General features: G+C 73.6%; 5 protein-coding genes and 2 pseudogenes. 1 reads left to right on the forward strand and 6 read right to left on the reverse strand.

The features are described from left to right. The 5 genes and pseudogenes from E1200_RS28535 to E1200_RS28555 all read right to left on the reverse strand — a co-directional run. Nucleotides 1-586: pseudogene (locus E1200_RS28535) on the reverse strand (sensor histidine kinase); the annotation flags it as partial. Beyond that, nucleotides 583-1,260, reverse strand: coding sequence for a response regulator transcription factor (locus E1200_RS28540; protein ID WP_131955177.1), 678 nt, complete (start codon nt 1,258-1,260; stop codon nt 583-585). The gene E1200_RS28540 and the pseudogene E1200_RS28535, both read right to left, overlap by 4 nt. A gap of 67 nt (nt 1,261-1,327) precedes the next feature. Continuing rightward, nucleotides 1,328-1,825, reverse strand: a complete 498-nt coding sequence (locus E1200_RS28545; protein WP_131955178.1) for a DUF5666 domain-containing protein — start codon at nt 1,823-1,825, stop codon at nt 1,328-1,330. Between the two features lie 71 nt (nt 1,826-1,896). Continuing rightward, on the reverse strand, nt 1,897-3,726 hold the full coding sequence (gene recQ, locus E1200_RS28550; RefSeq protein WP_131955179.1) for a DNA helicase RecQ: 1,830 nt from the start codon (nt 3,724-3,726) through the stop codon (nt 1,897-1,899). Nucleotides 3,727-3,771: 45 nt separating this feature from the next. Then, complete coding sequence (locus tag E1200_RS28555) at nt 3,772-4,431, reverse strand: HAD family phosphatase (protein ID WP_131955180.1); 660 nt, start codon at nt 4,429-4,431, stop codon at nt 3,772-3,774. 199 nt (nt 4,432-4,630) lie between these two features. Between E1200_RS28555 and E1200_RS28560 the strand changes: the two genes are divergently transcribed. Further along, nucleotides 4,631-5,104 (forward strand): hypothetical protein, encoded by a 474-nt coding sequence (locus E1200_RS28560; RefSeq protein WP_207933590.1) that lies wholly within the window; start codon nt 4,631-4,633, stop codon nt 5,102-5,104. Between the two features lie 48 nt (nt 5,105-5,152). Here the strand turns inward: E1200_RS28560 and E1200_RS34080 are convergent. Continuing rightward, nucleotides 5,153-7,918 (reverse strand): annotated as a pseudogene (locus E1200_RS34080) (hypothetical protein); the annotation flags it as partial.

Consider the following 7,918-nt stretch of genomic DNA (forward strand, 5'->3'; position numbering starts at 1 on the left):
TGCGGGCGCGCAGGTCGCCGCCGGCGGTGATGGCGTGGGCGGTGGCGGCCATCCGGTTCAGCGGCAGGAGGCCGCGGGCGATCAGGGTGCGGCCGAGCAGGGCCAGCAGCGCGAGCAGGACGATTCCCGTGGCGATCTCCGAGAGCACCAGGTTGCGGACGGCGGAGTGCACCTGGTCTAGCGGGGACGCAACGACGATGATGTTGTTGCGCCAGGGGCGGGCCACAGCGCGGAGACCTGGGAGGGAGAACGGTTCGCGTGTCGCGGCGCGGGCGGTCAATTCGTCGCGGCTGAGGCTTTGTACCTCGTCCAGGGCGCGGGTGGGGTTCGGTTCGTCGCCGCTTAGGGCGCGCACCTGGCCGGTGGGGTCGACCACCAGGATGATGAAGCGGGACGGTGCGACGCCCTGGGGTGTCCCCGGAAGCATCAGCCGGCCCATCGCGCGGGCCGGGACGGACTGGAGCTCGTCGTCCACCCGGTGCATCAGGTAGCCGTTCAGGACGACCGCGCTGACCAGGGCCATGATCGCCAGCCCGGCGAGGGTGATGGCGAGGAGGCCGGTGAGCAGGCGGGCGTTGAGCGTCATGGCCGCAGCGCGTAGCCGACGCCGCGCCGGGTGTGGATGAGCGGCGTGCCGAGCGGGTCGAGTTTGCGGCGCAGGTAGCTGATGTAGGTCTCGACGACCTGCGGGTTGCCGTGCTCCCAGCCCCACACGGCACTGAGGAGCCGGGTGCGCGACAGGACGACGCCCGCGTTGCGCATCAGGTACGCGAGCAGGCGGAACTCGGTCGGGGACAGGTCGACCTCGACGCCGCCGCGCCGGACCGTCCACTGCTCCTCGTCGAGTTCGAGGTCCCCGACGCGCAGGACGCCGTCGGACGCGGGCGGGGCCGCCCGGCGCAGCACGGCCCGCACCCGCGCGATCAGCGACTCGATGGAGAACGGCTTGCCGACGTAGTCGTCGCCGCCGAGGGTGAGGCCGGTGACGGTGTCGGACGGGGTGTCCCGCGCCGTCAGGAAGATCACCGGGACCTGGTTCCCGTCCGCGCGGAGCCGCCGGCAGACCTCGAAGCCGTCCACGTCGGGGAGCATGACGTCCAGCAGGACGAGGTCGGGGCGTTCCCGGGCGGCCGTCCGGAGGGCCGCCTCGCCGGTGGCGGCGGTCACGGTCGCGAAGCCGTGGAAGCGCAGCGCGACCTCGATGAGGTCGCGAATGTTGGCCTCGTCGTCGACGACGAGCACCCGCCTGCCCTCGCTCATCGGCCCCCGCTCATGCGGCCCGGCAATCTCCTGTCTGAAAATACCGTTCGGCGGTACCGCCTCCCGGTCAGTCCCGTACGCGGATCAGTTTGGCGGTTCGGGTGTCGCCGGAGCGTTCGCCCGCGATGCGGATCTCGTCGTCCTTGGCGAGGTCCTTGAGGTCGATGTCCTCGCGGTCCTTGCGGATCCGGGTGTCGTCGTTGACGGTCCACGTCCAGGACGCCCCGTCGGCGCTCTTTACGGTCAGCGTCGTCCCCGAGAGGGCGGTGATGTCGCCGTGCTGGAAACTGACGACGCGGAAGGCGTCGCCGTCGCGGACGGTGGCCTCGCCGTGGACGCCGCGTCCGCCGTGCATGCCGAAGCCGCGCTCCCCGGGGCCGTGCTCGCCCGGACCGTGCCGGCCGGGACCCCACCTGAACGGGCGGTCCTCGCCCTTCTCGGACGGCTGCGCGGAGGGCGACGGGGACGGGGAGGCGGCGACGGCGGGGACGGCGACGTACAGGCCGACGCCGAGGATCCCGGCGGCGCCCAGCCCGGCGATGAAGGACTTGCGGTCGGTTCGCATGGCACCCATCCAACCGGGGGCGGCTGGTAGAACGCCCTGCGCGATCCTGGGAGAACCCTGGGAATCGGCCCCTAGTCGTCCGAGGCGAGGGTTTCCAGGACCTGGTCGCCGTACTTGGCGAGCTTGTTCTCGCCCACGCCGTTCACGCGGCCGAGTTCGGTGAGGGACGTGGGGAGGGCCGTCGCGATCTCGCGGAGGGTCGCGTCGTGGAAGATGACGTAGGCGGGGACGCCCTGCTCCTTGGCGGTGGCGGCGCGCCAGGCGCGGAGCCGCTCGAAGATCGGCATGGCCTCGGCGGGCAGCTCGACCGGGGCCTTGCGCTCCTTGGCGACCTTGGCGGCCTTCGGGGCGGGACGGTCCGGTTCGCGGCGCATCATCACCTTGCGTTCGCCGCGCAGGACGGCCGCGCTCGCGTCGGTCTGCACCAGCGTGCCGTGGTTGCTCTCGACCGCGATGAGGCCCTGCGCGAGAAGCTGCCGGACGACCCCGCGCCATTCGCCCTCGCCTAGCTCGGTGCCGACGCCGAAGGACTTGAGGTTGTCGTGGTCGAACTGGATGACCTTGGCGTTCTTCTTGCCGAGCAGAATGTCGATGATGTGCCCGGCGCCGAACTTCTGGCGCCGTTCCCGGTCGAGCCGCACGATCACCGACAGGACCTTCTGCGCGGCGACGGTCGCGTCCCACGACTCGGGCGGGGTCAGGCAGGTGTCGCAGTTGCCGCACGGCCCGATGGACTGGCCGAAGTAGTCGAGGAGCTGCACGCGGCGGCACTCGACCGTCTCGCAGAGGGCGAGCATGGCGTCCAGGGCCATGGCCTGGCGGCGGCGGAACGCGGCGTCGCCCTCGCCGCCGTCGATCATCTTGCGGAGGTTGACGACGTCCTGCAGGCCGTAGGCGAGCCAGGCCGTGGACGGGAGGCCGTCGCGTCCGGCGCGGCCCGTCTCCTGGTAGTAGCCCTCTACGGACTTGGGCAGGTCCAGGTGGGCGACGAAGCGGACGTCGGGTTTGTCGATGCCCATGCCGAACGCGATGGTCGCGACCATGACGAGGCCGTCCTCGCGGAGGAAGCGCGCCTGGTTCGCGGCGCGCGTCTGCCCGTCCAGGCCCGCGTGATAGGGGAGTGCCTCGATGCCGTTCTCGGTCAGGAACGCGGCGTGCTTCTCCACCGAGTTGCGCGACAGGCAGTAGACGATGCCCGCGTCGCCCTTGTGCTCGGTCTGGAGGAGGCGGAGGAGCTGGCGCTTGGCGTCGGTCTTCGGCTCGATCCGGTACCGGATGTTGGGGCGATCGAAACTCGCGATGAAGTGCTTCGCGTCCTCCAGCTGGAGGCGGGTGGCGATCTCGCGGCGGGTGGCCTCGGTGGCGGTGGCGGTGAGGGCGATGCGCGGAATGTCGGGCCAGCGTTCGTGCAGGCCGGACAGCATCAGGTAGTCGGGGCGGAAGTCGTGCCCCCACTGCGACACGCAGTGCGCCTCGTCGATCGCGAACAGCGAGACGTCGCCGCGGTCGAGCAGCTCGACGGTGGCGGCGAGCTTCAGCCGCTCGGGCGCCAGGTAGAGCAGGTCGAGCTCGCCTGCGACGAACTGGGCCTCGACCACGCGCCGTTCGTCGAGATCCTGCGTGGAGTTGAGGAAGCCCGCCTGGACGCCGAGCGCCCGCATCGCGTCGACCTGGTCCTGCATGAGGGCGATGAGCGGTGAGATGACGACGCCGGTGCCCTTCCGGACGAGCGCCGGGATCTGGTAGCACAGCGACTTCCCGCCGCCGGTCGGCATCAGGACGAGGGCGTCCCCGCCGGACACCACATGCTCGACGATCTCCTGCTGGCCGTCCCGGAACGCGTCGTACCCGAACACGCGCCGCAGGACGTCAAGGGTCTCCGGGACCTCGGGGGAAGCCATCGGCCCATACTACGAGCGCCCCCCGTCACCCGCCCCCGCGAACGCTCACTTGTGGATATCCTCCGCCAGCTCCGGCGTCACCTCGTCCAGGCCGTCGGCGACGTGCGCGGCGAGGTCCAGCGCGTCCTGCGCGGGCGGGTGCGCGGGGCGCGGGATCGCGATGACCGACATCCCGGCCGCGTGCGCCGAGCGGATGCCGTTGGCGGAGTCCTCGATTGCGACGCAGTCGCCGCCGGAGACGCCGAGCTGGGCGGCGACCGCGAGGTACCCGTCCGGCTCCGGCTTGCCGTTCTCGACCTCCTCGGTGGAGACGGTGGCGTGGAACTGCCCCGCCACGCCGAGCTCGCCGAGCACCAGGTCGATGAGGGCGCGCGGGGACGAGCTGGCGAGGCCGAGCGGGCGGTACTCGGCCAGCCGGCGGACGGCGTCCTCGGCCCCGGGCAGCAGCGGCAGCCCCTCCGAGTAGCGCTGCTGCATCTGGTCGATCACCTCGTAGGCGACCTGCTCCGCGGTGACGCCGTCGATGAGGTCGGTGGCGAGGTAGTCGGCCCACTCGTCGGTGCTCATGCCCATGAGGCGCTCCTGGGTGTCGGGCAGCCAGCGCCCGCCGCGGTCCGCGACGTACGCGCGCCTGACCTCCTCCCACATCGGCTCCGAGTCGATCAGGACGCCGTCCAGATCGAAGACGATGGCCTGCACGGGCATGGGTTCCTCCTGGAATCGGTGAGCGACGCGCCTCGGCCCGACCACTACCCGATGCGGCCGACGGGGAACGTTGCGCCACCGGTTCGCACGAAAGTCGCCGACCTGGATTTATGCGACCGGTCCGACATGATCCAGTTTCGGTCTGGCATGGTGGAGACCCTCCGTCCCCCTCCGGAGTCACTGCAGAGGAGATCTGCCCATGGTGTTCCTCGGTTTCCTGCTGGTCGCGGTCGCCGTCCTCGCCGGGACCGGCGTCGTCCTCGGCAATGCCGAATCCGCGGACCTCGTCCTGTTCGGCCAGACCGTCCCCGGCGTGAGCGAGCAATGGCAGGTCTTCTTCGCCGGCGCGGCCGTGGCCCTCCTCTTCTGCGTCGGGATGATGCTCACCTTCACCGGCGCCGCGCGCCGCATCCGCACCCGCCGCGACCTGCGCGACCTGCGGGAGGAGCACGAGGAGTCGCTGACCGCGCTCATCGCGGAGAAGCGCCGCCTGGAGCGCGAGCTGGCCCAGACCCGGCAGGGATCCGGCCCCGGGCGTCCCGGTCCGGCGGCGGCCCGTCCGGCGGGCGAGACCGGGCCGCTTCCGCGGTGGGAGCCGGCCGGTGCGGCCCCGGGCGTCCGCGTCGCGCCGAAGAACCCCGGCGCCTCCCCCTTCTTCGGCCGCAAGGACTGAGCGCACGGACTGAGCGCAAGGACTGAGCGCCGGCCGCGGGCGGCCGGGTCAGCCGTCCTCGACCAGGTGCGGCGCGGCCGTGCAGGCGCGCTCGAACGGGCTGGTGTCCAGCCGGCCGGCCGGCGCGTTCGCGTACTCCCGGTAGGACGGCGGACGCGAGTCGGGCGTCCCCACGAGCAGCCACCGGCGCGCCCGGACGGCGCCGATGAGGAACTCCCCGTCGGTCACCTCGCCCGCGTCCGCGACGATCAGCGCGTCGAACTCCTCGTCGCGGGCGGTGAGCCCGATGCCCGCCGGCGTCCCGACGACGACGTCGGCGGCGCCGAGCAGGACGTCCCCGCCCGCCGCCCGCTCGCCGTGCAGGTGCCCGCTGAGCTGCTCGATCCGGGCCATCGCGCGCCGCTGATGCTCCGGGACGACCTCCGGGTCTTCGGCGGGGTCCGCGCCGCAGGTCTCCCGGACCTTCTCCCGCGACAGCTCCTCCGTCCGCCGCGCCGCCGCCAGATCCGTGTCGCGGGCGGACATCTCGATGGCGGCCTCGGCCGTGCGGCGTTCGAGCGCCGCCTCCGTCTCCGCCGCCCGCGCCTCGGCCTTCTCCGCGTCCGACCGGGCCCGTCCCGCCGCCGCGAGGGCCCGCTCGCGGGACGTCCGGGCCGAGTTCACCCGGTCCTCGATGACCTGCGCGGCCTGCTGCGCGGAGCGGGCCCGCATGGCGGCCTGGGTGGCCCGCTCCACGGACTCCGCCGCCAGCCGGGCCTGCTCCTGGTGCTCGGCACCGACCTTCTCCCGTTCCGTCGCGAGCCAGGCCAGTTCCGTGCCCAGCCGCTCCTGCGCCTCCTGCGCCGCGACGAGCCGCGCCCCGCCCTCCTCCACGAAGGACGCGAGCCCGCGCCGGATCCGCTCGGCGTTCTCCGCGGCGTCCTTGGCCTCCCGGGCCCGCGTGGCGGCCTCGTCCGCCTCCCGCGTCCGGGACCTGACCTCCGCGCGGAGGCTCTTCAGCTCGGCGGGCGGCGACGCCACGTGCAGCCGCTGGCCGAGCGTCATCCGGCGGCGCACCCCCGCCAGCGCGGACTCCGACGCCGCCAGGCGGTAGTAGGCGGCGTGGCCCTCGGCCGCCGCGTCCGCGTCCGCCGACGCCAGCCGCTGGTATTCCTCCTCCGCGTGGGGCAGCGCCTCCTTCGCGCGCGCGAGCTCGTCCGTGAGGGACGCCTCCGTCTCGCGCGCGGCCTGCAGTTCGGACTGCGCGGTCTTGGCGCGCTCGTCCATCTGGAGGCAGCGCGCGTAGGAGGCGTCCGCCGACCGGGTCAGCGCGTTCGCCTCGGTGGCCGCCTCCTCCGCCTCCGTCCGGAGCCGCTCCGCCTCCGCGCGCGGCCCGACGAGCTCCTCCTCGGCCTCCCGCTGGACGCCGGCGAGCCGCTCCGCCTCCGCCTCGGCCTCCTCGGCGGCCTGCCCGGCGGCCGACACCGTCTTGCGGTACTCCTCGATCGCGCGGGCCATCGCCGCCCGCTCGGCCTCCAGCTCCTCGCCGCGCCGCATGTGCTCGGCCTCGACGGACTGCAGCGCAGCCGCGTCCCTCGGCCACTGCTCCAGCGCCATGAGCCCGCGCCGCAGCAGCCGGATCTCCGTCTCCCACGCCTGCCGCCACGCCTCGCCGACCGGCCGCAGCGCGGCCGACCTGACCCTCGCCTCCGGGGCGGACGGCCCCTCGTCCGGCGCGGCCGGTTCCGCGAGCGGCAGCACGGGCAGCGCCTCGACCCGCGTGACCGCCGACGGGCTCTCCTGCGGCGTCTCGGACACCGGCCGGAACTCGACCGTCCCGTTGCTGCCCGGCTCCCGCGCGGACTCCCGCACGGAGTCTCGCGCGGACTCCGGCGTGGGCGCCACCTCGTCGGGCACCGGCGGGAACGCCTGCGTCTCCACGGAGTCGGCCTCCGCCGTCGCCGGACGCGTCTCGATCAGCAGCGAGAAGACCTCGGGGTCCGCCTCCAGGCCGCGCAGCAGCTCGGCCGCCCGCTCCGGCGTGGGCGCGACGAGCAGCGCCCGCCCGTCCGCCGCCGCCAGCTCCCGCACGAAGTCGCGGACGACCTCGTCCCCGTCCTCGCGCCGGACGAGCCGCAGGTCGTCCGACTTCTCCAGCGCCCCCGGCGCGACCAGGAACCGGGACAGCACCTCCCAATCGCCTGCGACCCGCTCCTCCCGCAACGCGCGCAGCGCCGCGATGTGCGGCCGCCACCCCATGGGCGGGACGTCCTCCTGCACTTCCCTGAGCCGCGCGTCGATCCGCTCGTAGAACTCGGTCAGCGTCCCGTAGACACTTTCGACCAGGTCAGGCCCGCCCCACCCGTCCGCGACGGCCTCGGTCCCCAGCGCCGGAGTGGCACTCCCCTCCACGACCTCCTCAAGCGGCACGGTCTCGAACCCGGCCCGAGGATCCAGCCCATCGGACTCGGAACCGCCCTCATCCCCCGCCGACACCTCTGCGGACGCGGCGAGGCCCGCGGGCGCGCTGTCGCGAGGTGCCTCCTGCTCCGGCTCCGCCGGGGCGGGCGTCGTCTGGGCGCGGCTTTGGATGAAGGTTTCGGTGGTCGGGGCGGCGGGGTCCGGGACCGTGGTCTCGGAGGGTGCCTGCTCCGGCTCTTCTGCGGCGGGCGTCGTCCGGGTGTCGTCCGGGAGCGGGGTTTCGGTGGTCTGAGCGACGGGGTCCGGGGGCGTGCTCTCGGAGGGTGCCTGCTCCGCTGGCTCCGCTGCGGCGTGCGGCGTCTGAAGGGCGCCTGGGAGCGGCTTCTCGGTGGTCGGGGCGGCGGGGTCCGGAAC

Source organism: Actinomadura sp. GC306, from assembly GCF_004348665.1.
Lineage (GTDB): Bacteria > Actinomycetota > Actinomycetes > Streptosporangiales > Streptosporangiaceae > Spirillospora.

Excerpts from the sequence above, each read along its gene's own strand:
- E1200_RS28540 (WP_131955177.1), bottom strand. The coding sequence starts at position 1,260 with ATGAGCGAGGGCAGGCGGGTGCTCGTCGTCGACGACGAGGCCAACATT.
- E1200_RS28545 (WP_131955178.1), bottom strand. The coding sequence starts at position 1,825 with ATGCGAACCGACCGCAAGTCCTTCATCGCCGGGCTGGGCGCCGCCGGG.
- recQ (WP_131955179.1), bottom strand. The coding sequence starts at position 3,726 with ATGGCTTCCCCCGAGGTCCCGGAGACCCTTGACGTCCTGCGGCGCGTG.
- E1200_RS28555 (WP_131955180.1), bottom strand. The coding sequence starts at position 4,431 with ATGCCCGTGCAGGCCATCGTCTTCGATCTGGACGGCGTCCTGATCGAC.
- E1200_RS28560 (WP_207933590.1), top strand. The coding sequence starts at position 4,631 with ATGGTGTTCCTCGGTTTCCTGCTGGTCGCGGTCGCCGTCCTCGCCGGG.